Origin of the sequence: Rhizobium oryzihabitans, assembly GCF_010669145.1 — a bacterium.
In the GTDB taxonomy this organism is placed as follows: Bacteria; Pseudomonadota; Alphaproteobacteria; order Rhizobiales; family Rhizobiaceae; genus Agrobacterium; species Agrobacterium oryzihabitans.
Map to the genome: position 1 here is coordinate 60,513 of NZ_CP048632.1, position 24,240 is coordinate 84,752.

At 57.4% G+C, this 24,240-nt stretch carries 35 protein-coding genes and 1 pseudogene; 31 read left to right on the forward strand and 5 right to left on the reverse strand.

Annotated elements, in window-relative coordinates; translation table 11 throughout:
* Positions 1 to 120: 120 nt before the first annotated feature.
* From G3A56_RS00345 to G3A56_RS00355, 3 genes are all read right to left on the reverse strand, one after another.
* The gene (locus tag G3A56_RS00345) at positions 121 to 1,203 is read right to left on the reverse strand and encodes a helix-turn-helix transcriptional regulator (RefSeq protein ID WP_082184465.1); all 1,083 of its coding nucleotides are present in this window, start codon (positions 1,201 to 1,203) and stop codon (positions 121 to 123) included.
* A 99-nt stretch (positions 1,204 to 1,302) separates the two neighbouring features.
* Positions 1,303 to 1,653, reverse strand: a complete 351-nt coding sequence (locus tag G3A56_RS00350) for a VOC family protein (RefSeq protein WP_082182564.1) — start codon at positions 1,651 to 1,653, stop codon at positions 1,303 to 1,305.
* A 10-nt stretch (positions 1,654 to 1,663) separates the two neighbouring features.
* The gene (locus G3A56_RS00355; RefSeq protein WP_035224059.1) at positions 1,664 to 1,957 is read right to left on the reverse strand and encodes a hypothetical protein; all 294 of its coding nucleotides are present in this window, start codon (positions 1,955 to 1,957) and stop codon (positions 1,664 to 1,666) included.
* A gap of 530 nt (positions 1,958 to 2,487) precedes the next feature.
* Here G3A56_RS00355 and rpsL point away from each other — a divergent pair.
* From rpsL to rplQ, 31 genes and pseudogenes are all read left to right on the forward strand, one after another.
* The gene (gene rpsL / locus G3A56_RS00360; RefSeq protein ID WP_003507760.1) at positions 2,488 to 2,859 is read left to right on the forward strand and encodes a 30S ribosomal protein S12; all 372 of its coding nucleotides are present in this window, start codon (positions 2,488 to 2,490) and stop codon (positions 2,857 to 2,859) included.
* A 78-nt stretch (positions 2,860 to 2,937) separates the two neighbouring features.
* The gene (gene rpsG, locus G3A56_RS00365; RefSeq protein ID WP_003507761.1) at positions 2,938 to 3,408 is read left to right on the forward strand and encodes a 30S ribosomal protein S7; all 471 of its coding nucleotides are present in this window, start codon (positions 2,938 to 2,940) and stop codon (positions 3,406 to 3,408) included.
* A gap of 34 nt (positions 3,409 to 3,442) precedes the next feature.
* A complete protein-coding gene (gene fusA / locus G3A56_RS00370) occupies positions 3,443 to 5,542 on the forward strand; it encodes an elongation factor G (protein WP_035224062.1) in 2,100 nt (699 codons plus the stop codon).
* Between the two features lie 66 nt (positions 5,543 to 5,608).
* Positions 5,609 to 6,784, forward strand: coding sequence for an elongation factor Tu (tuf, locus tag G3A56_RS00375; protein ID WP_003495154.1), 1,176 nt, complete (start codon positions 5,609 to 5,611; stop codon positions 6,782 to 6,784).
* Between the two features lie 310 nt (positions 6,785 to 7,094).
* Positions 7,095 to 7,403, forward strand: coding sequence for a 30S ribosomal protein S10 (gene rpsJ, locus G3A56_RS00380; RefSeq protein ID WP_003495158.1), 309 nt, complete (start codon positions 7,095 to 7,097; stop codon positions 7,401 to 7,403).
* A 169-nt stretch (positions 7,404 to 7,572) separates the two neighbouring features.
* Positions 7,573 to 8,213: pseudogene (rplC, locus tag G3A56_RS00385) on the forward strand (50S ribosomal protein L3).
* Positions 8,214 to 8,225: 12 nt separating this feature from the next.
* Entirely contained in the window at positions 8,226 to 8,846 is a 621-nt protein-coding gene (gene rplD / locus G3A56_RS00390) for a 50S ribosomal protein L4 (RefSeq protein WP_003495173.1), read from the forward strand.
* The gene (locus tag G3A56_RS00395; RefSeq protein ID WP_003495178.1) at positions 8,843 to 9,136 is read left to right on the forward strand and encodes a 50S ribosomal protein L23; all 294 of its coding nucleotides are present in this window, start codon (positions 8,843 to 8,845) and stop codon (positions 9,134 to 9,136) included. Before rplD ends, G3A56_RS00395 begins: the two co-directional genes overlap by 4 nt.
* Positions 9,137 to 9,179: 43 nt before the next feature.
* Complete coding sequence (gene rplB, locus G3A56_RS00400; RefSeq protein ID WP_003507771.1) at positions 9,180 to 10,016, forward strand: 50S ribosomal protein L2; 837 nt, start codon at positions 9,180 to 9,182, stop codon at positions 10,014 to 10,016.
* A 15-nt stretch (positions 10,017 to 10,031) separates the two neighbouring features.
* Positions 10,032 to 10,310, forward strand: a complete 279-nt coding sequence (gene rpsS, locus G3A56_RS00405) for a 30S ribosomal protein S19 (protein WP_003507772.1) — start codon at positions 10,032 to 10,034, stop codon at positions 10,308 to 10,310.
* 2 nt (positions 10,311 to 10,312) lie between these two features.
* Positions 10,313 to 10,702: a 50S ribosomal protein L22 gene (gene rplV / locus G3A56_RS00410; RefSeq protein ID WP_003495184.1), complete on the forward strand. Its 390-nt coding sequence runs from the start codon at positions 10,313 to 10,315 to the stop codon at positions 10,700 to 10,702.
* Positions 10,702 to 11,433 (forward strand): 30S ribosomal protein S3, encoded by a 732-nt coding sequence (rpsC, locus tag G3A56_RS00415; protein WP_003495188.1) that lies wholly within the window; start codon positions 10,702 to 10,704, stop codon positions 11,431 to 11,433. Before rplV ends, rpsC begins: the two co-directional genes overlap by 1 nt.
* A gap of 38 nt (positions 11,434 to 11,471) precedes the next feature.
* Positions 11,472 to 11,885: a 50S ribosomal protein L16 gene (gene rplP / locus G3A56_RS00420; protein ID WP_003495190.1), complete on the forward strand. Its 414-nt coding sequence runs from the start codon at positions 11,472 to 11,474 to the stop codon at positions 11,883 to 11,885.
* 12 nt (positions 11,886 to 11,897) lie between these two features.
* On the forward strand, positions 11,898 to 12,098 hold the full coding sequence (gene rpmC / locus G3A56_RS00425; RefSeq protein WP_003495193.1) for a 50S ribosomal protein L29: 201 nt from the start codon (positions 11,898 to 11,900) through the stop codon (positions 12,096 to 12,098).
* Positions 12,099 to 12,109: 11 nt separating this feature from the next.
* Positions 12,110 to 12,346 (forward strand): 30S ribosomal protein S17, encoded by a 237-nt coding sequence (gene rpsQ / locus G3A56_RS00430; protein WP_003495195.1) that lies wholly within the window; start codon positions 12,110 to 12,112, stop codon positions 12,344 to 12,346.
* Positions 12,347 to 12,581: 235 nt separating this feature from the next.
* Entirely contained in the window at positions 12,582 to 12,950 is a 369-nt protein-coding gene (gene rplN, locus G3A56_RS00435; protein ID WP_003495199.1) for a 50S ribosomal protein L14, read from the forward strand.
* Positions 12,951 to 12,962: 12 nt separating this feature from the next.
* A complete protein-coding gene (gene rplX, locus G3A56_RS00440; protein ID WP_003495200.1) occupies positions 12,963 to 13,271 on the forward strand; it encodes a 50S ribosomal protein L24 in 309 nt (102 codons plus the stop codon).
* Positions 13,264 to 13,818, forward strand: a complete 555-nt coding sequence (gene rplE, locus G3A56_RS00445) for a 50S ribosomal protein L5 (protein ID WP_003495201.1) — start codon at positions 13,264 to 13,266, stop codon at positions 13,816 to 13,818. The genes rplX and rplE overlap by 8 nt, the downstream gene beginning before the upstream one ends.
* Positions 13,819 to 13,851: 33 nt before the next feature.
* Positions 13,852 to 14,157, forward strand: a complete 306-nt coding sequence (rpsN, locus tag G3A56_RS00450; RefSeq protein ID WP_003495202.1) for a 30S ribosomal protein S14 — start codon at positions 13,852 to 13,854, stop codon at positions 14,155 to 14,157.
* Between the two features lie 12 nt (positions 14,158 to 14,169).
* On the forward strand, positions 14,170 to 14,568 hold the full coding sequence (gene rpsH, locus G3A56_RS00455; protein WP_004442588.1) for a 30S ribosomal protein S8: 399 nt from the start codon (positions 14,170 to 14,172) through the stop codon (positions 14,566 to 14,568).
* Positions 14,569 to 14,610: 42 nt separating this feature from the next.
* A complete protein-coding gene (gene rplF / locus G3A56_RS00460; RefSeq protein WP_003495204.1) occupies positions 14,611 to 15,144 on the forward strand; it encodes a 50S ribosomal protein L6 in 534 nt (177 codons plus the stop codon).
* Between the two features lie 12 nt (positions 15,145 to 15,156).
* Entirely contained in the window at positions 15,157 to 15,519 is a 363-nt protein-coding gene (gene rplR / locus G3A56_RS00465) for a 50S ribosomal protein L18 (protein WP_035224069.1), read from the forward strand.
* Positions 15,520 to 15,638: 119 nt separating this feature from the next.
* Positions 15,639 to 16,208, forward strand: a complete 570-nt coding sequence (rpsE, locus tag G3A56_RS00470; RefSeq protein ID WP_003495208.1) for a 30S ribosomal protein S5 — start codon at positions 15,639 to 15,641, stop codon at positions 16,206 to 16,208.
* An 11-nt stretch (positions 16,209 to 16,219) separates the two neighbouring features.
* On the forward strand, positions 16,220 to 16,426 hold the full coding sequence (rpmD, locus tag G3A56_RS00475) for a 50S ribosomal protein L30 (protein ID WP_003495212.1): 207 nt from the start codon (positions 16,220 to 16,222) through the stop codon (positions 16,424 to 16,426).
* Positions 16,427 to 16,442: 16 nt separating this feature from the next.
* A complete protein-coding gene (gene rplO, locus G3A56_RS00480) occupies positions 16,443 to 16,922 on the forward strand; it encodes a 50S ribosomal protein L15 (protein WP_035224073.1) in 480 nt (159 codons plus the stop codon).
* 334 nt (positions 16,923 to 17,256) lie between these two features.
* The gene (secY, locus tag G3A56_RS00485) at positions 17,257 to 18,597 is read left to right on the forward strand and encodes a preprotein translocase subunit SecY (protein ID WP_164056020.1); all 1,341 of its coding nucleotides are present in this window, start codon (positions 17,257 to 17,259) and stop codon (positions 18,595 to 18,597) included.
* Positions 18,594 to 19,184, forward strand: coding sequence for an adenylate kinase (locus G3A56_RS00490; protein WP_035242327.1), 591 nt, complete (start codon positions 18,594 to 18,596; stop codon positions 19,182 to 19,184). The genes secY and G3A56_RS00490 overlap by 4 nt, the downstream gene beginning before the upstream one ends.
* 305 nt (positions 19,185 to 19,489) lie before the next feature.
* A complete protein-coding gene (gene rpsM, locus G3A56_RS00495; protein WP_003495222.1) occupies positions 19,490 to 19,858 on the forward strand; it encodes a 30S ribosomal protein S13 in 369 nt (122 codons plus the stop codon).
* A gap of 138 nt (positions 19,859 to 19,996) precedes the next feature.
* Entirely contained in the window at positions 19,997 to 20,386 is a 390-nt protein-coding gene (gene rpsK, locus G3A56_RS00500) for a 30S ribosomal protein S11 (protein WP_003495225.1), read from the forward strand.
* Between the two features lie 195 nt (positions 20,387 to 20,581).
* Complete coding sequence (locus G3A56_RS00505; protein WP_003495228.1) at positions 20,582 to 21,592, forward strand: DNA-directed RNA polymerase subunit alpha; 1,011 nt, start codon at positions 20,582 to 20,584, stop codon at positions 21,590 to 21,592.
* Positions 21,593 to 21,712: 120 nt separating this feature from the next.
* Entirely contained in the window at positions 21,713 to 22,138 is a 426-nt protein-coding gene (gene rplQ, locus G3A56_RS00510) for a 50S ribosomal protein L17 (RefSeq protein ID WP_003495230.1), read from the forward strand.
* A gap of 136 nt (positions 22,139 to 22,274) precedes the next feature.
* Here rplQ and G3A56_RS28650 read toward each other — a convergent pair whose 3' ends face one another.
* Together G3A56_RS28650 and G3A56_RS00520 are read right to left on the reverse strand one after the other, a co-directional pair.
* Complete coding sequence (locus G3A56_RS28650; protein ID WP_246231033.1) at positions 22,275 to 23,222, reverse strand: RNase A-like domain-containing protein; 948 nt, start codon at positions 23,220 to 23,222, stop codon at positions 22,275 to 22,277.
* A gap of 124 nt (positions 23,223 to 23,346) precedes the next feature.
* Complete coding sequence (locus tag G3A56_RS00520; protein WP_082182563.1) at positions 23,347 to 24,219, reverse strand: DUF817 domain-containing protein; 873 nt, start codon at positions 24,217 to 24,219, stop codon at positions 23,347 to 23,349.
* Positions 24,220 to 24,240: the final 21 nt, after the last annotated feature.

Here is a 24,240-nt window from a genome sequence, read left to right on the forward strand (position 1 = left end):
GGGCTTTACGAAGCCCCGCCGAAGTTCGGTAACGAAGACGCCCGGAGTAATCCGGGCGTTTTTTTGTTTTTGGGCTGGGTGGAGCGTCAGATCTGTCCGCCTGTCAGCGAGCGCGTGTTTTCAGGCCTCACCGCCGATGGTGTAGCGCGTCAAGACGGAAAGCCGGCGAACGAGATCGGTCTGGCCCGTGCTCCCAGTCTTGGCATAGATAGACTTGGCGTTACTGCGGACGGTCTCATGGGAGATCTTCAATTGCTTCGCCACGGAAGGAAGCGAAAGTCCCTTCATGATTTCCAGTGCCACGCGGGCCTCGCCCTTGGTGAGATCGTAGAGGCTCTTCAGGAGGGGCGTCGCGTCAGCAACCGTATCCGTGGGTTGCGATATCAGCACGATGGCGGAACCGTTCGGCGACAGGTCAAGCGCATCCTTGCGAAGCGGTATGACGTGAAGGATGCAGGTTCTGTCTTCCGTCGGCAGCGGGAAGGAGCCGACGCTGTGTCCGGCGAGCGCCTTGTAGAGCAGCCGGTTCACTCTTTCGTCGGAGATCACAATCCTGTCGCGGGCCCGGGTGGAAATGCATTTCTGGATCGTCTGGAACAGGGTGTTGGCGGAAAGAACGCGGCCGCTCGCCTGAAGTACTGCCGCCGGAGCGCCGATGGCGTTGAGGCCGAGCGTCATGGCGTCGGCTTTCTGGCGCTGCAAACCTGTTGCGAGGGTGAGGCTGCGGGCGATATGCGGCCTTAGCTGGCCGAGTGCGGCCATGGTTTCCGGCCCGATGACGCCGCTGTCGAGCTTGCGCTCAAAAATCACCGTCATTTCCGGGTGGTCGGGCGGCGCGACCTGCGTCGCCACCCCATATCCCAGCCCGCGCGGCATGAGAAAGTCGCGCACGATCGGTAAACCGGCCCATTCATCATGGGTGAAGACATCGAAATCATGCACGAAGGAAAATTGCCCCTCACGGATTGCACGGGTGAGGCGGTCGTTGCGATGATTCCAGCCGCCTTCCATGAAGGCCTGCATCAGCTCCTGAAAATTCGGCGTGAAGAGCCATGCTTCCTCCTCGCCCTTGCCCCAGGTGAGGGCGCCGCCCCAGAAATCGAGTCGCTGTCCAATTACGGCGATGACCTTCGCCCAACGGTCCGGGAAAAGCGCTGCCTCGTAAATGTCATCAAGAATGTCTGCCGACGATATATTATTCAACCCGCCACCGAAATGCTGCGCCGGGACCACTTTAAGCTGATATTTTCGTGTTGTTCAATAGATGTGTCGAATAATACTATTGTACTAAAAGTATATAATCTATGAGTGACTTAATATATTGATCAGCTTTCCGAATGGATCGCGCACAAACAGGCGAAGGACACCCCATGGCTCCGTTATGGGGCCATATTCAATCGGCAGTCCCGCCTTCAGTATTCTGGCATGAACCTCGTCGAAATTGTCGACTTCGATGGAGAGGTCCGGAACGGCCGTGCCGGAGCCGCCTTCACTGGCAAAGCTGATCTGCGCCAAGGATTCGAGCGGACTTGCATAGGTCACGATCCAGCCATGATCCATCGCGACGGTCATGCCGAGAATATCGCGATAAAAGACACCCGCCCTCGCAAGGTCGGGTGTCGCGATATTGGCGACGATGCGTCTGACCGTCATCTGGCGGGCCTCAGGCGAAGCGGATGATGGCGACTTCGCCTTCCAGTGCGCCCTGGTAGGCAGAAGCATGGGGCTCTTCATCCGGGACTTCGGTCAGCATGCCGATCTGGTCGAGGTCGGCTTCGATGAAACCTTCCTCGGAAAGCGCGTTCAGCGTTTCACGCACGGCGGTGTCGTCATCCGGCGCGCGCAGGATGACGTGGATGTCGATGCCCTCGGAATTGTCGTTCTCGTAAGCCTTGCCGATGACGATGAAGACCATCGGCTCGTCGCGTCCGTTGTCGTTGTCGGGGAGGGTGCTCATGACGCGGTTCCTTGATGTGTCGTTGCGAGTGCGCGGGTTGGCCGGAATCGGTCTTGCGCGCGGCGGGTGAAGTCTTTGACCCGCTTGAGGGAATCAATAGACGGATTTTGTGAAAAGCCAAAGGCCGGAGGTCAAAATCGCTGTTGCCGGCGATGACTTATGTTAGAAGAAGCGGGAAATGGCGTGCGCGCGGGCTTTGTGGCCGCGGGAGCCGGCGCAAAATGCGGATTCGCCCTTGACGAAAGCTGGCTAAAACAGTAGTACGCCCGCCATCGGAGCCTCTGTGGATGCTGGCCGTTCGGGATAGGTTTTTCCTGAACATCATCTCAACCGAGACTCCATTGCACGTAGAAGACACGAATGTTGCACGCAAGACGCCTCATCCGGCGTCCTCTGCTCTTGGTGGTCCATCCGTGAAACCGGATCGGGCCACGTTTTGCGCATGAGGATATATGCGTGCTTCGTCGCCGGAAACGGCATAGCCGCCACCCGTGAGGGTGGCTAAAGTAGTTTTTGCAAGGGATGGTTATATGCCTACCGTAAACCAGCTGATCCGCAAGCCCCGCCAGGCACAGGTAAAGCGCAACAAGGTTCCTGCTCTTCAGGAAAACCCGCAGAAGCGTGGTGTTTGCACCCGCGTTTACACGACGACCCCGAAGAAGCCGAACTCGGCTCTGCGTAAGGTTGCCAAGATCCGCCTCACCAACGGCTTCGAAGTCATCGGCTACATTCCGGGCGAAGGTCACAACCTTCAGGAACACTCCGTGGTCATGATCCGCGGCGGCCGCGTAAAGGACTTGCCGGGCGTGCGTTACCACATCATCCGCGGTGTTCTCGATACCCAGGGCGTCAAGAACCGCAAGCAGCGCCGCTCCAAGTACGGTGCGAAGCGTCCGAAGTAATTCGGGTTCAAACAAATTCCGGCGCTGCGCGAGGTTCTCCGCGTGGTAAAGCGTCAATAACATTGAGAGACAAAGAATATGTCCCGTCGCCATAGTGCAGAAAAGCGTGAGATCAACCCGGATCCGAAGTTCGGTGATCTGGTCGTCACCAAGTTCATGAACGCCATCATGCTTCACGGCAAGAAGTCTGTTGCGGAAAGCATCGTTTACGGCGCATTCGACGTCGTTCAGGGCAAGACGAAGCAGGAGCCGCTCGGCGTGTTCCACTCCGCCCTCGACAACGTTGCTCCGCACGTTGAAGTGCGTTCGCGCCGCGTCGGCGGTGCAACTTACCAGGTCCCGGTCGACGTTCGTCCGGAGCGCCGTCAGGCTCTCGCCATCCGCTGGCTGATCACTGCTGCGCGCAAGCGCAACGAAACGACCATGGTCGATCGCCTTTCCGGCGAACTCATGGACGCAGCGAACAACCGCGGCTCCGCTGTCAAGAAGCGTGAAGACACGCACAAGATGGCCGACGCTAACCGCGCATTCTCGCATTACCGCTGGTAATCTTAAACGGTCGCATATCGAAAGGCAGTCCATTATGGCTCGCGAATATAAAATCGAAGACTACCGCAATTTCGGTATCATGGCGCATATCGACGCCGGCAAGACGACGACCACCGAGCGTATTCTTTATTACACCGGTAAGTCGCACAAGATCGGCGAAGTTCATGATGGCGCTGCCACGATGGACTGGATGGAGCAGGAGCAGGAGCGTGGTATCACCATCACCTCCGCAGCCACCACGACCTTCTGGAAGGGTCGCGACGGCAAGATGCGCCGCTTCAACATCATCGACACCCCCGGCCACGTCGACTTCACCATTGAAGTCGAGCGTTCGCTGCGCGTTCTCGACGGCGCCATCGCGCTGCTCGACGCCAACGCCGGTGTTGAGCCGCAGACGGAAACCGTCTGGCGTCAGGCCGAGAAGTATCATGTTCCGCGCATGATCTTCTGCAACAAGATGGACAAGACCGGTGCTGACTTCTACCGCTCGGTAGAAATGATCAAGACCCGTCTCGGCGCCATCGCCGTTGTCATGCAGCTGCCGATCGGCGCTGAGACCGAGTTCAAGGGCGTTATCGACCTGATCGAGATGAACGCACTCATCTGGCGCGACGAATCGCTCGGCGCTCAGTGGGACGTCGTCGAAATTCCTGATGACATGAAGGCCAAGGCTGACGAATATCGCGAAAAGCTGATCGAGACCGTTGTCGAGATCGACGAAGAAGCGATGGAAAACTACCTGAACGGCATCATGCCTGACAACGAGCAGATCCGTGCGCTCGTTCGCCGCGGCACCATCGACGTGAAGTTCCACCCGATGTTCTGCGGTACCGCGTTCAAGAACAAGGGCGTTCAGCCGCTTCTCGACGCCGTCGTCGACTACCTGCCTTCTCCGCTGGACATTCCGGCGATCAAGGGCATCGACTTCAAGACCGAAGCCGAAATCGAACGTCATGCCGACGACAGCGAGCCGCTTTCCATGCTCGCGTTCAAGATCATGAACGACCCCTTCGTCGGTTCGCTGACCTTCGCACGTATCTACTCGGGCAAGCTCGAAAAGGGTACGTCTGTCATCAACACGGTCAAGGACAAGCGCGAGCGCGTCGGCCGTATGCTGCAGATGCACTCCAACAGCCGTGAAGACATCGAAGAAGCCTTTGCAGGCGACATCGTTGCTCTGGCTGGCCTCAAGGAAACCACCACTGGCGATACGCTCTGCGATCCGCTGAAGCCGGTTATCCTCGAGCGCATGGAATTCCCCGAGCCGGTCATCCAGATCGCGATCGAGCCGAAGACCAAGGGCGACCAGGAAAAGATGGGCCTCGCGCTCAACCGTCTGGCTGCTGAAGATCCTTCGTTCCGCGTCAAGACGGATGAAGAATCCGGTCAGACGATCATCGCAGGCATGGGCGAACTTCACCTCGACATTCTCGTTGACCGTATGCGTCGCGAGTTCAAGGTTGAAGCCACCGTCGGCGCTCCGCAGGTTGCCTATCGCGAAACCATCACGCGTCAGCACGAAGAAGACTACACGCACAAGAAGCAGTCCGGTGGTACCGGTCAGTTCGCTCGCGTGAAGATCATCTTCGAACCGAACCCAGAAGGCGAAGACTTCAAGTTCGAATCCAAGATCGTCGGCGGTGCTGTTCCGAAGGAATACATCCCGGGCGTTCAGAAGGGTATCGAAAGCGTTCTGTCTTCCGGTCCGCTCGCTGGCTTCCCGATGCTCGGCGTCAAGGCGACGCTGATCGACGGTGCATTCCACGACGTCGACTCGTCGGTTCTCGCCTTCGAAATCGCATCGCGTGCCTGCTTCCGTGAAGCAGCGAAGAAGGCTGGTGCACAGCTTCTCGAGCCGATGATGAAGGTCGAAGTCGTTACGCCGGAAGATTACGTCGGTGACGTTATCGGTGACCTCAATTCCCGCCGTGGTCAGATCCAGGGTCAGGAAAGCCGTGGTATCGCCGTTGTCATCAACGCGCATGTTCCGCTCGCGAACATGTTCAAGTACGTCGACAACCTGCGCTCCATGTCGCAGGGCCGCGCTCAGTACTCGATGACGTTCGATCACTATTCGCCGGTTCCGTCGAACGTGGCGCAGGAAATCCAGGCAAAGTACTCCGGTCAGAAGTGATCGGGGTACGCCCCATCAGAGATTTGAAGATTATTCCCGTCAAGGGACAAGAATGGAGAGCCACTAATGGCAAAGAGCAAGTTTGAGCGCAATAAGCCGCACGTCAACATTGGCACGATCGGTCACGTTGACCATGGCAAGACGTCGCTGACCGCCGCGATCACGAAGTTCTTCGGCGAGTTCAAGGCGTATGACCAGATCGACGCCGCGCCTGAAGAAAAGGCACGTGGTATCACGATTTCGACGGCCCACGTTGAGTATGAGACGCCGAACCGTCACTACGCGCACGTTGACTGCCCCGGCCACGCCGACTACGTGAAGAACATGATCACCGGTGCTGCCCAGATGGACGGCGCGATCCTGGTTTGCTCGGCTGCTGACGGCCCGATGCCGCAGACCCGCGAGCACATCCTGCTTGCCCGTCAGGTTGGCGTTCCGGCAATCGTCGTGTTCCTCAACAAGGTCGACCAGGTTGACGACGCCGAGCTTCTCGAGCTCGTTGAACTGGAAGTTCGCGAACTTCTGTCGTCCTACGACTTCCCGGGCGACGATATCCCGATCATCAAGGGTTCGGCACTTGCCGCTCTTGAAGACAGCGACAAGAAGATCGGTGAAGACGCGATCCGCGAGCTGATGGCCGCTGTTGACGCCTACATCCCGACGCCTGAGCGTCCGATCGACCAGCCGTTCCTGATGCCGATCGAAGACGTGTTCTCGATCTCTGGCCGTGGTACGGTTGTGACGGGTCGCGTTGAGCGCGGTATCGTCAAGGTTGGTGAGGAAGTCGAGATCGTCGGCATTCGTCCGACCTCGAAGACGACGGTTACCGGCGTTGAAATGTTCCGCAAGCTGCTCGATCAGGGCCAGGCCGGCGACAACATCGGTGCGCTGGTTCGCGGCGTTACCCGTGACGGCGTTGAGCGTGGTCAGATCCTGTGCAAGCCGGGTTCGGTCAAGCCGCACAAGAAGTTCATGGCAGAAGCCTACATCCTGACGAAGGAAGAAGGCGGCCGTCATACGCCGTTCTTCACGAACTACCGTCCGCAGTTCTACTTCCGTACGACGGACGTGACCGGTATCGTTTCGCTTCCTGAAGGCACGGAAATGGTTATGCCTGGCGACAACGTGACCGTTGAAGTCGAACTGATCGTTCCGATCGCGATGGAAGAAAAGCTGCGCTTCGCTATCCGCGAAGGCGGCCGTACCGTCGGCGCCGGCATCGTGGCTTCGATCGTGGAGTAATTTCGCCTTTTGAAATTCAGGCCCGGCGGCGGTGTCACAAACACCGCCGCCGGACTTTTGATAAAAAGCCTGGCGGCGTTGCATTTTTAGTGCTTGAAAAATTCGGTGAAAGCGCGTAAACGCGCACTCACACTCACCGCTGGATTCGCAAGTAATTGCGGAACGCGGTGTTTTAGCAATACAGACAACTGAAATGATTGGGGTGCAGGGGCATCCCTCTCGATTTTTGAAAATCTGCGGCGCCACGATCAATAGAAGTTCATGTGTTTCCGCGTGCGGAAACGAATAACAAAGAACAAGGACAAGACGAATGACCGGCCAGAATATCCGTATCCGCCTCAAGGCGTTCGATCACCGGATCCTCGATGCCTCTACCCGTGAAATCGTGTCGACCGCAAAGCGCACCGGCGCCAGCGTTCGCGGCCCGGTTCCGCTCCCCACCCGCATCGAAAAGTTTACCGTCAACCGCTCTCCTCACGTTGATAAGAAGAGCCGTGAACAGTTCGAAATGCGGACGCACAAGCGTCTTCTCGATATCGTTGACCCCACCCCGCAGACTGTCGATGCTTTGATGAAGCTCGACCTCGCTGCTGGCGTTGACGTGGAAATCAAGCTCTAAGACCCGGCCCGACCCATCCAAAGGTGAGGGCTGAAATAACAAGGAAGGTACGTGGAGACATCCAACGACTTCCAAACCGGAGACCGGAAACATCGTGAGATGTCGAAGGGTACTCCTTAACAAAGGCCAGAGAGGGTTTTCCCTTCAAGGCTCGCAAGAGGATGAACCAATGCGTTCAGGTGTGATTGCACAGAAAGTGGGTATGACACGCGTCTACAACGACGCAGGTGAACATATCCCTGTAACAGTATTGCGACTGGATAACGTACAAGTCGTTGCCCAGCGCACGGAAGACAAGAATGGCTACACCGCAGTTCAGCTCGGTGCCGGCCAGTCCAAGGTCAAGAACACGACGAAGGCTCTTCGCGGTCATTTTGCCGCTGCCAATGTCGAACCGAAAGCTAAGCTCGTCGAGTTCCGGGTTTCCCCGAGAACCTGATCGACATCGGTGCAACACTGACCGCAACTCATTTTCAGGCCGGCCAGCTGGTCGACGTGACAGGAACCACGATCGGTAAAGGTTTTGCCGGTGCTATGAAGCGTCACAACTTCGGTGGTGGCCGCGCTTCGCACGGTAACTCCGTATCGCACCGCGCACACGGTTCGACTGGTAACAACCAGGATCCGGGCCGCGTGTGGAAGGGCAAGCGCATGGCTGGTCATATGGGCCAGACGCGCGTTACGACCCAGAACCTCGAAGTCGTTTCGACCGATGAAGACCGTGGCCTGATCCTCGTGAAGGGTGCCGTTCCCGGTTCGAAGGGTTCCTGGATTGTTGTCCGCGACGCCGTCAAGTCGGCTGCGAAGTAAGGGAGCCTTATCATGGAATTGAACGTCAAGACCCTCGAGGGAAAAGACGCCGGCAAGGTTTCTCTGTCGGACGAAATTTTCGGCCTCGATCCCCGCCAGGACATCCTGGCCCGCATGGTTCGCTGGCAGCTTGCCAAGAAGCAGCAGGGAACTCACAAGTCCAAGAACCGGTCGGAAGTTTCCCGCACCGGTGCTAAGATGTACAAGCAGAAGGGTACGGGCCGCGCTCGTCACCATTCGGCTCGCGCACCGCAGTTCCGCGGCGGCGGCAAGGCCCACGGCCCGGTCGTTCGCAGCCACGCACACGATCTTCCTAAGAAGGTTCGTGCGCTTGCGCTTCGTCACGCGCTGTCTGCAAAGCTGAAGGCTGAAGAACTGATCATCGTTGATCAGCTCGTTGCATCTGAAGCAAAGACCAAGGCTCTGCTGGGCAGCTTCGCTTCGCTTGGCCTGACCAACGCTCTCGTTATCGGTGGCGCCGAACTTGATGGCAACTTCAAGCTCGCAGCCCAGAACATTCCGAATGTGGACGTTCTGCCGGTACAGGGCATCAATGTTTACGACATCCTGCGCCGTGGCAAGCTGGTGCTTTCCAAGGCTGCTGTAGAGGCTCTGGAGGAGCGGTTCAAATGACGGATCTTCGCCACTACGATGTGATCGTATCTCCTTCGATCACGGAAAAGTCGACGCTGGTATCCGAACAGAACCAGGTCGTATTCAACGTCGCCAAAAGCGCTTCCAAGCCTGAGATCAAGGCTGCCGTGGAAGCTCTCTTCGGCGTCAAAGTCACGGCTGTGAACACGCTTATCCGCAAGGGTAAGACCCGTCGTTTCCGTGGGTTCGCCGGTAAGCTGAAGGACGTCAAGAAAGCCGTCGTAACGCTCGCCGAAGGTCAATCCATCGACGTGTCCACCGGACTCTAAAGGTTAGGCCCAAGCGGGCAAAGACCCAAAAGGGAACAAGAATATGGCATTGAAAAGTTTCAATCCGACCACGCCGAGCCAGCGTCAGCTGGTGATCGTGGACCGAGCTTCGCTCTACAAGGGCAAGCCGGTAAAGGCTCTCACCCAGGGCCTCAGCTCCAAGGGTGGCCGTAACAACCAGGGCCGGATCACCGTCCGTTTCCAGGGTGGCGGTCACAAGCGGACCTACCGTCTGGTTGACTTCAAGCGTCGCAAGTTCGACGTTGAAGGCACCGTTGAGCGTCTGGAATACGACCCCAACCGCACCGCGTTCATCGCGCTGGTTACGTATACCGACGGCGAACAGGCTTACATTCTCGCGCCACAGCGTCTCGCTGCCGGTGACAAGGTGATCGCCTCCGACAAGGCAGTGGACGTGAAGCCCGGCAACACCATGCCGCTTCAGTACATCCCGGTCGGTTCGATCATCCACAACGTCGAGATGAAGCCGGGCAAGGGCGGTCAGATCGCTCGCTCCGCCGGTACGTATGTCCAGCTCGTCGGCCGCGATGCCGGTATGGCCATCCTGCGTCTCAACTCGGGCGAACAGCGTCTGGTGCACGGCTCGTGCCTGGCATCGATCGGCGCTGTTTCGAACTCGGATCACGGCAACATCAACGACGGCAAGGCCGGTCGTTCGCGTTGGCGTGGCAAGCGTCCGCACGTTCGCGGCGTCGTCATGAACCCGGTCGACCACCCGCACGGTGGTGGTGAAGGTCGCACGTCGGGTGGTCGCCACCCGGTTACTCCGTGGGGCAAGCCCACGAAGGGCAAGCGCACCCGTTCGAACAAGTCGACCGACAAGTTCATCATGCGTTCGCGCCATCAGCGCAAGAAGTAAGAGAGGAAGTCTCAAGTGGCTCGTTCAGTTTGGAAAGGTCCGTTTGTTGACGGCTATCTTCTCACTAAGGCTGAGAAGGTGCGCGAAAGCGGACGCAACGAAGTAATCAAGATCTGGAGCCGTCGCTCCACGATCCTGCCGCAGTTCGTCGGTCTGACCTTTGGCGTCTACAACGGCAGCAAGCATGTGCCCGTCTCTGTCAATGAAGACATGGTCGGACACAAGTTCGGTGAATTCTCTCCGACCCGTACCTATTACGGTCACGGCGCGGACAAGAAGGCAAAGAGGAAGTAATCATGGCGAAGGCTAAGACCGAACGCCGGCTGAAGGACAATGAGGCTCAGGCCATTGCCCGTACGCTCCGCGTCAGCCCCCAGAAACTCAACCTGGTTGCCGCTCTTATCCGTGGCAAGAAGGTAGATCGCGCTCTCGCCGAGCTCGAATTCTCCCGCAAGCGCATTGCAGGCACCGTCAAGAAGACGCTTGAATCTGCGATTGCCAATGCGGAAAACAACCATGACCTCGACGTCGACGCTCTCGTCGTCGCCGAGGCCTATGTTGGCAAGTCCATCACCATGAAGCGTTTCCACGCCCGTGGCCGTGGTCGTGCTTCCCGCATTGAAAAGCCGTTCTCTCACCTCACGATCGTTGTTCGTGAAGTTGAGGAAAAAGGGGAGGCCGCATAATGGGTCAGAAAATCAATCCGATCGGCTTCCGCCTCGGCATCAACCGTACCTGGGATAGCCGCTGGTACGCTGACACTGCTGAATACGGCAAGCTTCTGCATGAAGACCTGAAGATCCGGGCTTACCTGATCAAGGAACTCAAGCAGGCCGGTATCGCCAAGGTGGTCATCGAGCGTCCGCACAAGAAGTGCCGCGTTACGATCCACTCGGCTCGCCCGGGTCTGATCATCGGCAAGAAGGGCGCGGACATCGAGAAGCTTCGCAAGAAGCTTTCCGAGATGACCAACTCCGAAACGCACCTCAACATCGTTGAAGTGCGCAAGCCGGAAATCGACGCGACGCTGGTTGCCCAGTCGATCGCTCAGCAGCTCGAGCGCCGCGTGGCTTTCCGCCGTGCGATGAAGCGTGCTGTTCAGTCCGCAATGCGTCTTGGCGCCGAAGGCATCAAGATCACCTGCGGCGGCCGTCTCGGTGGCGCAGAAATCGCTCGTACCGAATGGTACCGCGAAGGCCGCGTTCCGCTGCACACTCTGCGTGCGGACATCGATTACGGCACGGCTGAAGCGGAAACCGCATTCGGTATCTGCGGCATCAAGGTCTGGATCTTCAAGGGCGAAATCCTTGAGCACGATCCGATGGCTTCTGAGCGTCGCGGTCTCGAAGGCGATGCGCAGGGCCCTGCAAGCCGCGAGCGTGGCGATCGTCCCGATCGTCGTCGCGAAAACGCTTGATTGACGCTGGCGAAAGATAAGCTCGGAGAAGTAAGAAAATGTTGCAGCCAAAGCGTACTAAGTACCGTAAGCAGTTCAAGGGACGCATCAAGGGCGTCGCCAAGGGCGGCTTTGACCTGGCATTCGGTGAATTCGGCTTGAAGTCGCAGGAACCGAACCGCGTGAACGCGCGCGAGATCGAAGCGGCCCGCCGCGCGATCACGCGTTACATGAAGCGCGCAGGTCGTGTGTGGATCCGCGTATTCCCCGACGTTCCGGTAACGGCAAAGCCGACCGAAGTTCGTATGGGTAAGGGCAAGGGTTCGGTCGATTACTGGGCATGCAAGGTCAAGCCCGGTCGTATGATGTTCGAGATCGACGGTGTGTCCGAGGAGATCGCCCGCGAGGCGCTTCGTCTCGGCGCTGCCAAGCTCTCGGTCAAGACGCGCTTCGTACAGCGCATCGCAGAGTAAGGAGCAAGGCACATGAAAGCCGATGAAGTTCGCGGCCTCAGCGCCGACCAGCTCAAGGACAAGCTCGCCGATCTGAAGAAGGAGCAGTTCAACCTGCGCTTCCAGAAGGCAACTGGCCAGCTGGAGAAGTCCTCGCGCATCAACGAAGTCCGCAAGGACATCGCCCGCGTAAAAACCATTGCCCGCCAGAAGGCGGCAGAAGCCAAGGCCTAAGGAAAAATAATATGCCGAAACGCATTCTGCAGGGCGTCGTAGTGTCCGACAAGAACGAGAAGACTGTCGTTGTCCGCGTTGAGCGTCGATTCGCTCACCCGCTGCTTCAGAAGACCGTTCGCCGTTCGAAGAAGTACAAGGCGCACGACGAAAACAATCAGTATAAGGTCGGCGATGTCGTTTCCATCGAGGAATGCGCACCGATCTCCAAGGACAAGCGCTGGACGGTCGTTTCCGCCCAGGCTTAATTTCAACAGAATCGCGCCAGGTCTCTTGTACTTGGCGCGAAATCCTGTATGAAGCACCGCAAGGACGCTCGTGAATCGAGCGTCTTTTGCTTTGATGCGCACGGAAGGTCCCTCGGGAAACCACCCTGTCACGACATTTCCGCGCAAGACGAAGATATATTCATAAGCTGGGGCAGGGGGCTCGCTCGGGAGAGTTTGCCCAACCGTTCCGGTAACAACAAGAAGGCGACCTGACATGATTCAGATGCAAACAAACCTCGACGTGGCGGATAATTCCGGCGCACGTCGTGTCATGTGCATCAAGGTGCTGGGCGGCTCGAAGCGCAAATATGCTTCTGTTGGCGACATCATTGTCGTTTCCATCAAGGAAGCTATTCCGCGCGGCCGCGTCAAGAAGGGCGACGTGATGAAGGCGGTTGTCGTTCGCACCGCCAAGGACATCCGCCGCGCTGACGGCAGCGTCATCCGTTTCGATAACAACGCAGCCGTTCTTATCGACAACAAGAAAGAGCCGATCGGCACCCGTATCTTCGGACCGGTTCCGCGCGAACTTCGCGCCAAGAACCACATGAAGATCATCTCGCTGGCTCCAGAAGTGCTGTAAGGAGCTATAGCGATGCAGAAAATTCGTAAAGGCGACAAGGTTGTCGTATTGACCGGTAAGGACAAGGGCCGTACCGGCGAAGTAATCCAGGTGATGCCGAAAGAAGACCGTGCCGTTGTGCGTGGCGTAAACATGGTGAAGCGTCACCAGCGCCAGACCCAGGCACAGGAAGCCGGCATCATCAACAAGGAAGCATCCTTGCACATCTCCAACATCGCCATCGTCGACAAGGATGGCAAGCCGACCCGCGTTGGCTTCTCTGTTGTGGATGGCAAGAAGGTCCGCGTGGCCAAGCGTTCGGGAGAAGTGATCGATGGCTGATAAGTACGAGCCGCGTCTCAAGACGGAATACGTTTCCCGTATCCGTGGCGCCATGCAGGAGAAGTTCTCCTACGCCAACGTGATGATGATCCCGAAGCTTGAAAAGATCGTGATCAACATGGGTGTTGGCGAAGCGACTGCCGATTCCAAGAAGCCCACGATTGCTGCTGGCGATCTGGCTGCGATTGCCGGCCAGAAGCCGGTCGTTACCCGCGCTCGCAACTCGATCGCTGGTTTCAAGGTTCGCGAAGGCATGCCGATCGGTGCGAAGGTTACCCTTCGTGGCGCACGCATGTACGAATTCCTTGATCGTCTGGTCAACATCGCGCTGCCGCGCGTTCGCGACTTCCGGGGTCTGAACCCCAAGAGCTTTGACGGCCGTGGCAACTTCGCCATGGGCATCAAGGAACACATTGTGTTCCCTGAGATCAACTACGATAAGGTTGATCAGATGTGGGGCATGGACATCATCGTTTGCACGACGGCGACGTCGGACGACGAAGCTCGGGCTCTGCTTACAGAGTTCAACTTCCCGTTCCGTCACTAACCGTAACGACGAGCGTAGAAAAGGAACTCCGATATGGCGAAAACAAGCGCAGTTGAAAAGAACAAGCGCCGCCGCAAGTCGGTCGCCCAGCAGGCCACCAAGCGTGCCGCACTGAAGGCGATCGTGATGAACCAGTCCCTTCCGATCGAAGACCGGTTCAAGGCCACTCTGAAGCTCGCTTCGCTGCCGCGTGACGGCTCGAAGACGCGTATCCGCAACCGCTGCGAAGTAACGGGCCGTCCGCGCGCGTTCTATCGCAAGCTCAAGATGTCGCGTATCGCGCTTCGTGAGCTGGGCAATTCCGGCAAGGTGCCGGGCATTGTCAAGTCGAGCTGGTAAGGAGACGGGCACATGACCATGACTGATCCTTTGGGTGATATGCTCACCCGCATCCGCAATGGTGCTGCTCGCCGCAAGTCGTCGGTAAGCACGCCTGCTTCCAGCCTGCGCGCACGCGTTCTCGACGTGCTTCAGTCTGAAGGCTACATTCGCGGTTATTCCAAGGTCGATTTCGAAAACGGCAAGTCCGAATTCACCATCGAACTGAAGTACTACGAAGGCGCATCCGTGATCCGTGAGATCGGCCGCGTTTCCAAGCCGGGCCGCCGAGTTTATGTCTCGGTTAAGTCCATTCCGCAGGTCGCGAACGGCCTCGGCATCACCATCCTTTCGACCCCGAAGGGCGTGATGGCCGATCACCAGGCTCGCGAACAGAACGTTGGTGGCGAGGTTCTTTGCTCGGTCTTCTAAGGCCAAAGCAGGATCTCCATAACGAACAGACAGGATTGAATAATGTCTCGTATCGGTAAAAAGCCCGTTCCGGTTCCAGCAGGTGTTACGGCCAATGTCGACGGCCAGAAGGTCACTGCTAAGGGCCCGAAGGGTGAACTGTTTTTCGTCGCTAATGACGACATTCAGCTGAAGCTCGAAGATAACGGCGTTTCCGTAACGCCGGCTAACGGCACCAAGGAAGCTCGCTCGAAGTGGGGCATGTCCCGCACGATGATCGAGAACATCTTCAAGGGTGTTAAGGACGGCTATGAGCGCAAGCTCGAAATCAACGGCGTTGGTTACCGTGCCGCCATGCAGGGCAAGAACCTGCAGCTGGCTCTCGGCTTTTCCCATGACGTTGTTTATGAGCCTCCGGTCGGCATCACCATTGCCGTTCCGAAGCCGACGGAAATCATCGTTTCCGGCATCAACAAGCAGCAGGTCGGTCAGGTAGCCGCGGAAATCCGCGAATACCGCGGTCCCGAGCCCTACAAGGGCAAGGGCGTGAAGTACGCTGAAGAGCGTATCGTCCGCAAAGAAGGCAAGAAGAAGTAAGGATCACGCGAAATGGCTAGCAGGAAAGAAGCACTTGCACGTCGCGCGAGCCGTGTGCGCCGCCAGATCAAGGCGGTTGCCAATGGCCGCCCGCGCCTGTCGGTTCATCGCTCGTCGAAGAACATCTACGCCCAGATCATCGATGATGTGGCTGGCAAGACGCTTGCGTCTGCCTCCACGCTCGAAGCAGATCTGCGCGGCTCGCTCAAGACCGGCGCCGACGTTGCAGCAGCAGCTGTCGTAGGCAAGCTCGTTGCCGAGCGCGCCGTCAAGGCTGGCGTCAAGGATGTCGTATTCGACCGTGGCGCGTTCATCTATCACGGCCGCATCAAGGCCGTGGCTGAAGCTGCCCGCGAAGGCGGCCTGAACTTCTGATTTTTTTCCGCCCGGACAACGATCCGGGCGGAATTTCACCGGGCCATGCGGGTCTCCTCAAAGAGGCCGGTGGTCTTTTCGTTTGCCGTTCCACCCGTAAAAGAAAAAGGACAAGGACAATGGCACAGGAAAAAAGAGGTTCTCGCGACGATCGCCAGAACCGTGAAGAGCGCGATAGCGAATTCGTCGACAAGCTGGTCGCGATCAACCGCGTTGCAAAGGTTGTTAAGGGTGGCCGTCGCTTCGGCTTCGCCGCTCTCGTCGTCGTCGGCGACCAGAAGGGCCGCGTTGGCTTCGGTCACGGCAAGGCTCGCGAAGTTCCGGAAGCCATTCGTAAGGCTACCGAGAGCGCCAAGCGCGATCTGATCTTCGTTCCGCTGCGCGATGGCCGCACTCTGCATCACGACGTCAATGGCCGTCACGGCGCAGGCAAGGTTCTGCTGCGTTCGGCCAAGGCCGGTACCGGTATCATCGCCGGTGGTCCGATGCGCGCCGTTTTCGAAACCCTGGGTGTTCACGACGTTGTTGCCAAGTCTACTGGTTCTTCGAACCCGTACAACATGGTTCGCGCAACGTTCGACGCTCTGAAGCATCAGGTTCATCCGAAGGACATCGCTGCACAGCGCGGTCTCAAGTATGCAACGCTTCAGGCTCGCCGTGCCGCCTCCGGCAACGCTTCTGAAGAATAAGGAGCTGGATCATGGCCAAGAAGACTACTGAAGCCAAGAAGACTGTTACGGTCGAACAGATCGGCAGCCCTATTCGCCGCCCGGCAATCCAGCGTCAGACGCTGGTCGGTCTGGGTCTCAACAAGATGCATCGTCAGCGCACCCTGGAAGATACTCCTGCGGTTCGCGGCATGATCCGTGCGGTCCAGCATCTCGTTCGCGTCGTTGACGAGAAGTGAGACGGAGTAACCTATCATGAAACTCAATGAAATCAGAGACAACGAAGGCGCCTCCAAGGATCGTATCCGCGTAGGTCGCGGTATCGGTTCCGGCAAGGGCAAGACCGGTGGTCGCGGTGTGAAGGGTCAGAAGGCTCGTTCGGGCGTCGCCATCAACGGTTTTGAAGGCGGTCAGATGCCTATCTACCGTCGTCTGCCGAAGCGCGGTTTCAACAACATCTTCGCTTCCGAATATGTTGTCGTATCGCTCGGTCGCATTCAGACCGCCATCGACGCCAAGAAGCTCGACGCTTCCGCCACGATCGATGCTGCTGCTCTCAAGGCTGCCGGCGTTATCCGTCGCGCCAAGGACGGCGTTCGCATCCTCGCGGACGGCGAACTGAAGGCCAAGGTCGCTTTCGAAGTTGCCGGTGCTTCCAAGCCCGCAATCGAAAAGATCGAAAAGGCTGGCGGCTCGATCAAGCTTCTCGCAGTTGCAGCAGAAGCCTCCGAGTAATATATAGACTTCAGACGCCCGGGGCTCGTCGCTCCGGGCGTTTGCGCTCCCTGGCCTATGGTGCTTTCGATCTAAATCGATTTATACAGGCATCAAGGCAAACTCTTCGCGGTTCGGCTTTCAAGCGGTCCGCATGCGGCATAAAGTGCTGCAGGGAGAGCCTCACAGTTCTTGAACTTCCATAGGGGAGGGGATAGGACATAAAAAAACAGGGTGAGGCATGATGGCGGCGCAAAGCCGTGTTCGTCCGAAGCCCGGTTTTTGAACCGGTATCTTTTAGACCTTTCCGCATTGGCCGGTTTTCCTGGCCGGCAAGGGTCGTTCGGAGAAATTTATGGCTTCAGCAGCGGAACAACTGGCTTCGAACCTGAATTTTTCGACCTTCGCTAAGGCGGAGGATCTGAAAAAACGTCTCTGGTTTACTCTTGCCGCACTTCTCGTCTACCGTCTCGGCACCCATATTCCGCTTCCGGGCCTGAACCCCGAAGCCTATGCGCAGGCCTTCCAGGGCCAGGCCAACGGTATTCTCGGTCTTTTCAACATGTTTGCGGGTGGCGCCGTCGAGCGTATGGCGATCTTCGCGCTCGGCATCATGCCTTACATCTCCGCTTCGATCATCGTGCAGCTCATTACCTCGGTCGTGCCCTCGCTCGAAGCGTTGAAGAAGGAAGGCGAAGCCGGCCGCAAAATCATCAACCAGTACACGCGCTACGGCACGGTGCTGCTCGGCACGCTGCAGGCCTACGGTATTGCAGTTGGCCTCGAGAGCGGTGCTGGCCTTGTGGTCGATCCGGGCTGGTTCTTCCGCGTTTCCACCGTCATCACACTGCTTGGCGGCACGATGTTCCTGATGTGGCTCGGTGAACAGATCACCTCGCGCGGTATCGGCAACGGTATTTCGCTGATCATCTTTGCGGGCATTGCCGCAGGTCTGCCCAAGGCGCTCGCCGGCACGCTCGAACTCGGCCGCACCGGCGCGCTGTCGACCACGCTCATCCTTATGGTCGTTGTCGTCGCCATCGGCGTCATCGCACTGATTGTTTTCGTGGAGCGTGCCCAGCGTCGCCTGCTGATACAATATCCGAAGCGACAGGTCGGCAACCGGATGTTCCAGGGCGATACGTCGCACCTGCCGCTGAAGCTCAACACGGCCGGCGTCATTCCCGCGATCTTCGCATCCTCGCTGCTACTTCTGCCCGCGACGGCTGCCGGGTTTGCCGGAAACACCAATCTGCCGGGCTGGGCGACGTCCATCATCGCGTCGCTGCAGCATGGGCAGCCGCTGTTCATGGCGCTGTACGGCCTGCTGATCGCGTTCTTCGCGTTTTTCTACACGGCTATCGTCTTCAATCCGAAGGACACGGCCGATAACCTCAAGAAGCACGGCGGCTTCATTCCGGGCATTCGTCCGGGCGAGCGCACCGCGGAGTACATCGATTACGTCCTGACCCGCATCACGGTGGTCGGCGCGATTTATCTGGTCTTCGTGTGTATCCTTCCTGAGACACTTATCGCACGTACGGGCATTCCGTTAGCCCTTGGTGGTACTTCGCTTTTGATCGTTGTCAGTGTAACTCTTGATACGGTTGCGCAGATTCAGGGTCACCTGATCGCGCAGCAATATGAAGGGCTGATCAAGAAGTCGAAGTTGCGTGGAGGAAAGAGGGGACGATGAGACTGATATTTTTGGGTCCGCCGGGTGCGGGCAAGGGAACCCAGGCCAAGCGCCTGACTGACAAGTACGGGATCCCGCAGCTTTCCACCGGTGACATGCTACGCGCTGCGGTCAGCGCGGGCACCGAAATCGGCAAACGAGCCAAGGCGGTCATGGATGCCGGCGGGCTCGTGTCCGACGATATCGTCAATCAGATCGTTTCCGAACGCATCGAAGCGCCTGACTGTGCCAAGGGCTTTATTCTCGACGGCTATCCGCGCACCGTTCCGCAGGCCAAGGCGCTTGCCGAGAACATGCGCAAGAAGAATCTTGCCCTTGATGCCGTGATTGAACTGAAGGTGGACGAAGAGGCGCTGATTCGCCGAATCGAAAACCGGGTCGCGGAAACCGTCGCCGCCGGCGGCACGGTTCGTTCCGACGACAATCCGGAAGCCTTCCGTAAGCGGCTGACGGAATATCGCGAAAAGACCGCGCCGCTGTCGAACTATTACAGCGAGCAGGGCGAGCTTGTGACGCTCGACGGCATGGCTGATGTCGATGCCGTTACTGAAGCCATCGAAGGCGTTCTGGAGAAGGCTTCGGCCTGATGGCCGGTGCGGGATGGTGAAAGCCTTGTCGGTTTTGCCCGATATCCCGCTCTCCGGATCGAGCAGATCCTTTGGATCGTAAAAGAATCTTGGCGGAGCCGGTTGCTTTTTTGCGCTGATTCCGTTAAACACCGCGCCAACTCGCGACATCCCAAGCGACTGGCGCGGATTTCCCTTAGGGAAGGGAGATCCGGGTTCAGTCGTTTTGACTTGTCACGGACATCAATTTTGAACTGGCGGTCGTGTCGGCCGCTCGAATGGAATCACCACTTGCCGGATGGCAACTGGAACCAAGGAGAAGAGACGTGGCACGTATCGCTGGCGTCAACATCCCGACCGCGAAGCGCGTTGTTATTGCGCTGACCTACATTCACGGGATCGGTCCGAAATTCGCGCAGGAAATCATGGAAAAGGTCGGTCTTCCGGCTGACAAGCGCGTCCATCAGCTGACGGATGCTGAAGTTCTTCAGATCCGCGAAGCCATCGACCGCGACTACCAGGTCGAAGGCGACCTGCGTCGCGACACGTCGATGAACATCAAGCGTCTGATGGACCTCGGCTGCTACCGCGGCCTGCGTCACCGTCGTGGCCTTCCGGTCCGCGGTCAGCGCACGCACACCAACGCCCGCACCCGCAAGGGTCCGGCGAAGGCTATCGCTGGTAAGAAGAAGTAATTTTCCGGTTCTCCGGAAAGGGGAGGCTGGTGCGGTCTGCGCCAGCCTTTCTGAGTTTGGCGTGAAGCCCGGATACGGGTCGATCGCCGGTGTAGCCGCTGGTGTTACGGCGGTGAAGAGATCAATGAAAGGTATAAAATGGCCAAGGAAGCCGCACGTGTTCGCCGTCGCGAACGTAAAAATATCACGTCGGGCGTCGCGCACGTCAACTCGACCTTCAACAACACGATGATCACCATCACCGACGCACAGGGCAATGCCATTGCCTGGTCGTCTGCTGGTGCCAAGGGCTTCAAGGGTTCGCGCAAGTCGACTCCGTTTGCTGCCCAGATCGCTGCTGAAGATTGCGCGAAGAAGGCTCAGGAACACGGCATGAAGTCGCTTGAAGTTGAAGTTTGCGGTCCGGGTTCCGGCCGTGAATCGGCACTTCGCGCTCTGCAGGCTGCCGGTTTCATGATCACTTCCATTCGCGACGTGACGCCGATCCCGCACAACGGTTGCCGTCCGCGCAAGAAGCGCCGCGTCTGACGCGACCGTGGTTCGGAAATTCCGCCTTTCCTCAGGTCTGGCGGAATTTTCGTGTATCTGGCGTGTGCGCGTCGATTTCAATCGACGGACTTGCGCTCAAGAACCCACTGATGAACCGCTGAATTAGGTTCCTCTCAGTGTTTTCATGCTCGGTCCGTCACGATTGGATGGTGGCGGCGAACGGAAGGTTTAAAGATGATTCAGAAGAACTGGCAGGAACTTATCAAGCCGAACAAGGTCGAGTTCACCTCGTCCAGCCGCACCAAGGCAACGCTGGTTGCCGAGCCGCTGGAGCGTGGTTTCGGTCTTACCCTCGGCAACGCGCTGCGTCGCGTTCTGTTGTCTTCTCTGCGTGGCGCCGCTGTGACGGCCGTGCAGATCGACGGTGTTCTGCACGAATTCTCCTCCATTCCCGGCGTTCGGGAAGATGTGACGGATATCGTGCTCAACATCAAGGAAATCGCCATCAAGATGGATGGTGACGATTCCAAGCGCATGGTCGTGCGCAAGCAGGGTCCGGGTGCCGTAACCGCTGGTGACATCCAGACGGTTGGCGACATCGAGATCCTGAACCCCGACCACGTGATCTGCACGCTGGACGATGGCGCTGAAATCCGCATGGAATTCACCGTCAACAACGGCAAGGGTTACGTACCGGCTGAGCGCAACCGCGCGGAAGATGCCCCGATCGGCCTCATTCCGGTGGACAGCCTCTATTCTCCGGTCAAGAAAGTGTCCTACAAGGTGGAAAACACCCGTGAAGGCCAGGTTCTCGACTATGACAAGCTGATCATGACGATCGAGACCAACGGTTCTGTTTCCGGCGAAGACGCCGTTGCCTTTGCCGCTCGCATTCTTCAGGACCAGCTGGGCGTCTTCGTCAACTTCGACGAGCCGCAGAAGGAAGCAGAAGAAGAATCGGTCACCGAACTCGCGTTCAACCCGGCGCTTCTCAAGAAGGTCGACGAGCTGGAGCTGTCGGTTCGTTCGGCAAACTGCCTGAAGAACGACAACATCGTTTACATCGGCGACCTGATCCAGAAGACCGAAGCCGAAATGCTTCGCACGCCGAACTTCGGTCGCAAGTCGCTGAACGAAATCAAGGAAGTTCTCGCTTCCATGGGTCTGCACCTCGGTATGGAAGTACCGGCATGGCCGCCTGAGAACATCGAAGATCTCGCCAAGCGTTACGAAGACCAGTACTAACAATCAAAAAGGCAGACCCTTTAAAGACTGCCTTTCCCCGTCAAACAGCAGGTAAGTCACCTGCATGTGCCAGGAAACGGCAGGCCTTAGAGAAGGAACCTGCGTAGAAGGAGAATAGCAATGCGCCACGGAAATTCAGGCCGCAAGCTCAATAGAACCGCCAGCCACCGCAAGGCAATGTTTGCCAACATGGCTGCTTCGCTCATCACCCATGAGCAGATCGTAACGACGCTTCCCAAGGCGAAGGAAATCCGCCCGATCGTCGAGCGTCTCGTTACCCTCGGCAAGCGCGGCGACCTGCACGCTCGTCGTCAGGCGATCTCGCAGATCAAGGATCAGGACGCTGTTCGCAAGCTGTTCGACGCGATCGCTTCGCGTTACGCAACCCGCAACGGCGGCTACCTGCGTATCATGAAGGCCGGCTTCCGCCAGGGCGACAACGCGGCTCTCGCCGTCGTTGAATTCGTCGAGCGCGACGTTGACGCCAAGGGCGCAGCCGACAAGGCTCGCGTTGCTGCAGAAGCTGCTGCTGCCGAAGCCGCATAAGGTCTGACGCCGTTCAGGCGTCGTGAGTTAAAAAAGCCGGGCGAGAGATCGCCCGGCTTTTTGCGTCCTTAATGGCCTTTCGATCTTGAAGGAAGTTTTGCGTTTCGGACGACGTATGTTCGAGCAACACTCGACTTTAACTTCGAAATGGCCGGTTGTAGTAAACGTCGGTCCCGTCATCCTTCTCAATCAAGTCGGCAGTACGTTGAAGCAGCCAACGAATACCGTCGTCATCGCTGCCGAACTCGGCATTCGATTTGTTCCAGAGTTTTCCAATCAAACTGTTTGGGATATCTGGGCGCAGTGTGGATCGCAAAAATGCGAGGAGTTCATTGCGTTCCGTTTTTGTCAGATGCATGAGACCAAAAAGCAGTACCGCGTCGAGACTTTCAAACAACTCGAAGTCCTGGATCATATAGCTTGTGAACTTCAAGAAAACGGTGGGCGGGGTGACGTTCTTCCTCATTGGCTCATCGTTTCTGGGGTAAGCCGTATTGATATAAAAGCCGTTCGGGCGGTCGCGATCATGGATAATCTGCACGCCAACCTCGTAGGCAACGCGCAAATATGCTTCTGAGTACGGCGTCTCTTTAAAACCCTCGACACCTGTGCGATGGCCGAATCTCGTTATTAGAAAAGCTTGTTGCAAGATACCTGAGGAGACAAGCCTTACAGTTTCGATATTGCGAGCAATAGTTTTATTCACAAAGTAATCAGCATCTCCATAACTGTCGAAGCTGCTGTTTCGATACATAACGAAGGGTCGAGGCATCCACCATCTTGCTGGAGGTCCCATCCGCAGTAGTATTTCCATATCGGTTTTGCCGACATGGTATCGTAGCGTATGCGCGCCACGGTAGTTTTCTTCCTTGCGTAAATCTACCTTCGGGGTATTTTTTTCCGAAGAAGGAACTTCGTCTTGCGAGCCCGAATGATTGACTGCAGTCCATTCTCCACCGCGTGGATCACCTGCGGGTATTCTGGGTTGATCTGGATTGAAATTGGCCTTTGTTCGGTGAATCTGCAGACGGGCATAAGATAAGTACAGGCGACAGATTTTGAGTTTTCTTTCAAGCTTCTCCACAGCTGGTAATCTCCAAGTTCATAGAACTAACGAGATTAAATCTGTTTTTAGCGACGTGGAAAAAATGGCTGCTTCGCTCATTGATCATGCGCAACTCCGCGGGCGTTTTGTGAGAGAGCCCATCTTACTCCGGAATATGAATGCGGGCCTTGATGTGCTTGAGATGTGCGACGATTGTGAAAGTCATGATGACCAGCAGCGACCATGAACTCCACTTGCCGATGTGGACGACGGACCAGGCGCCGATTTGATCGGGGTATTTCCAGATGCCGAAGAAGGTGGAGATGTTTTCTGCCAGCCAGACGAAAAAGCCGATCAGGATGAAGGCGAGCAGCAAAGGCATCTTTCGGTCCCGGTCATAGGGACGAAAGATCACCGTTGCGCGGGAATAGAGGCCGATGGCGCAGGCGGCGATGTACCAGCGGTAATCGCCGATGAAGTGATGGGTGAAGAAGTTGGCGTAGATGGCGATACCGATCAGGGTCGCCATCCAGTAGGTGGGATAGTGGCGAATGCGCACATCCAGCAGCCGCCACGCCTGAATGATGTAGCTGCCGACAGCGGCATACATGAAGCCGGAAAAGAGCGGTACGCCTAGCACTTTGGTGTAGGCGAAATCCGGATAGGACCATGACTGGATGGCGCTCGATGTCTTGAACACTTCCAGTGCGAAGCCGACGATATGGAACAGCAGGATGGCCTTGGCCTCGTCAAGCGTTTCGAGCCTGCTCCAGATCATGAAGAACTGGATGGCGAGCGCAATGATCAGAAGTACGTCATAGCGGGGAATGCCGAGCACGCCGCCATGCGGTACCACGAAGATGGAGACGAAGAACAAGCCCGCAAACATGCAGGCGCGGGCTTCCTTGATGCCGAAATACAGAAACTCGACGATAAAACGCCGGATGCCCTTGAGTTCGCCCCAGGGATAGGTATCGCAGAGGAGATTGTCCAGAACGGAGAGGCGGCTTGCGGCCGGGCTTGTTGCTGTGCTCATTTCCGTCCCCGATCTCACTTC